Source organism: Rhizobium sp. P1_E6 (assembly GCF_056405875.1).
Window position 1 is genome coordinate 1 of the sequence record NZ_JBFUBG010000220.1, and the last position, 2,578, is coordinate 2,578.

A 2,578-nucleotide genomic window follows, 5' to 3' on the forward strand; every position below is an offset into this window, starting at 1 on the left:
AGCTCGTCTGGCGTCTTGATCAGGCGCAACCTCTCCAGAACGAAAGCTGCATCGGAAATCCGGTAACCGTTGTCGTGCAGCAATTGCCCTCCATCCATCGGGACGAAGGCTTTTTCCACGCCGATGGTGGACGAGGAGGCACCGATCTTCCTGATATGCTCGACGGCAAGCTGGATGGCGTCGGTACTGCTCCACGTTCCCGTTTCCACGACCGGGGGCCAGAACTTGCCGAGCTGGCGTTCGAAGATCTCGAGCGCTGCGCCGAAATAGGCCGTATTGTCGGGCTTTCCCTTCTGGTAGACGACGACGGGCAGATAGCGGTTCAACGCGACCGCATCCATGTAGTCGAAGAAGAAGAAACGGTAACCGCCGAGCAGATATTGAACATTGTGCTTGGACGTGGCGATCAAGATGTCGATGCCCGCCTCATCCATGAGGCGGTCGAGCCGCGCCTGGTCGAAGGGCAATGATCGATAGCTTGAGGATTGCGAAACACTCACTGACAAGTTCCCTGTTGTTGTTGGCATGTTGGGGCCATGTTGGCAAAGATCGGCCTGTCAAAGGCCGGAACTCCGCATCGAAATGATGAACCGGATGACCGCGCTCGAAAATATCAGCCGGCGCTAGTCAGCGGCGACGGCATCCCGTAGGAGCGAGACCAGTACACAAGCGGCTGTTCGGCGCCCGATACGATGTCCTCAACGCGCCCGATCAAGAGCACGTGCGAGGCAATGGTGCGCGCTTCGACCAGTTCGCAGTCGAAGGCAGCCACGGCCCCTTCGAGGTAACGAGGCAGCTCGCCCGGGCCACCTGCCCAGCGTGCTGCGGTCAGATCATAGGGTTGCCCGGTGCGCGGGCGTCCGGAAAATCGTTCGGAATGCTCAACTTGTTCGGCAGACAGCACGTTGATGGCGAACCGACGGTGCGAGGCGACGGCCTTGCAGAGCGGGTTGCTGGATTTGACGGCCACCAGGACCATTGGCGGATCGGCCGAGACCGAAATGAAAGTCCCGACAGTCAGCGCGACCCGCTCGTCCGGGGCGCCGGCCACGACCACCGCCACGCTGAGCGGCACCCGGCTCATCGCCGACACGAATTGATCGCGCAAAATATTCGAGCTGCTGGTAATCGATGGTGCGGAGGTTGTCATAGCACATGAGACCTTCAATCTGGGTTTCAGACGGCGCCGCTTTCGCGGCGCCGCGGACGGGTCACTAGAGCGTCGGATTATCGAGCGGCAGACCGAGGGCGGTGCGGCCATGCGATATCGCGCTGACGTCCCAATTTTGGGTGATGTGGCGGTTTGCTGCGCTCATGTCGGCGAAATATCGCGACAGCGGATTGCGCTCGTAGATCGCCCCGCCACCGGCCGCATCCCACACGACATTCACCGCACGGGTCGCGAGTTGGCCGGCAAAGGTTGCCTCAGCCCGGCAGCGCGCACGCTCCTCGTCGGTCGGCAGACGGTCGGATTCGAGGATTTTCGTCATTTCTTCGCACGCACCATAGATCAGCAGGCGTGCCGCCCTCAGACATGACAGCGCCTCGGCCACCTTCACCTGCTGGGTGCTGAAATCGCTGACGGCTTTCGCCGAAACGCGAGAGACCCTCGTGCGCGCCTGTTCGAGATAGATGTTGACCGCGCCCTCGGCGATACCGAGCGCGGTACCGCCGATATAGACGCCGAACATGCAGTAAAGCGGCGCGCGCATGTTGATCGCCTCACCGTCAAAGAGCGGCTTGCGCGCCCGCATCGTATCGACGGTCGTCGTACGGTGCTCTGGGACGAACACCTCCTCGAGCGTCACATMGTGGCTGGCCGATCCCTTCAGGCCGATGGCATACCATGTGTCGAGGATTTGATAGTCGCTCTTCGGGACCAGGAAGTGCCGGTCTTCCTCCTCGCCATTGGGGCCTGGCGTGAAGGCCGTGAAGATCGCCCAGTCCGCGAGGCTGACACCGCTCACGAAGGGCCAGCGACCGGAAAGGATATATCCGCCGTCCACCCGGCGCGCCTTGCCAAGATTGGGGATGAGGATGCCGGACAGGAGGGCTGCAGGGTCTTCTCTCCAAACGTCCTCCTGGGCCTGCTCGGGCCAGCGACACATCATCGAATTGTGGGAGATGTTCTGAACGATCGCCCAGGCGGTCGATCCGCAGGCCTGGCCGAGTGGTCGCATCACATCGACGGCGGCACTGAACGGCGCATTGGCACCGCCGAAACGAGCAGGCTGAAACAACCTATGGATGCCGGTTCGCTTGATGTCGAGGCGCGTTGCTTCCGGCGGCTGGCGAAGCGTCTGGGTTTCGGCACTCCGTTCGCGAAGGGCAGGAGCGAGTTCCTCGGATCGCTTGATAAGGTCATCGGGCGTCCCAGCGCGCTCGATGTCCGGCAGGTCGTCTTTCTTCAGTGCAGTGGGGTTACTCACATTCATGCTCCCGTTTGATGCGATTTTTATAGAACATATGTTATATTAAAAATCAACGCAACCCCCCTCGACGCGCCGCAGAACGCCTCAAAGCGCCGGATATAACGCTGTTGCAGGGCAAGTTTGTTGCTGGTAAACTAGAATAGGTG

Annotated in this window: 3 protein-coding genes; all 3 read right to left on the bottom strand. The window is 60.8% G+C overall.

Going from position 1 to position 2,578, the window contains the following annotated elements:
• Positions 1-500, bottom strand: a 500-nt coding sequence (locus AC1D35_RS35520; protein WP_477942647.1) for an aminopeptidase P family N-terminal domain-containing protein, incomplete at its 3' end; no start/stop codon positions are given.
• 113 nt (positions 501-613) lie between these two features.
• The gene (locus AC1D35_RS35525; RefSeq protein ID WP_477942649.1) at positions 614-1,150 is read right to left on the bottom strand and encodes a flavin reductase family protein; all 537 of its coding nucleotides are present in this window, start codon (positions 1,148-1,150) and stop codon (positions 614-616) included.
• 64 nt (positions 1,151-1,214) lie between these two features.
• The gene (locus tag AC1D35_RS35530) at positions 1,215-2,429 is read right to left on the bottom strand and encodes an acyl-CoA dehydrogenase family protein (RefSeq protein WP_477942651.1); all 1,215 of its coding nucleotides are present in this window, start codon (positions 2,427-2,429) and stop codon (positions 1,215-1,217) included.
• Between the last annotated feature and the right edge of the window lie 149 nt (positions 2,430-2,578).

What these genes read in the sequence shown, in the direction of transcription:
- AC1D35_RS35525 (WP_477942649.1), bottom strand. Translation starts at nt 1,150, where the DNA reads ATGACAACCTCCGCACCATCGATTACCAGCAGCTCGAATATTTTGCGC.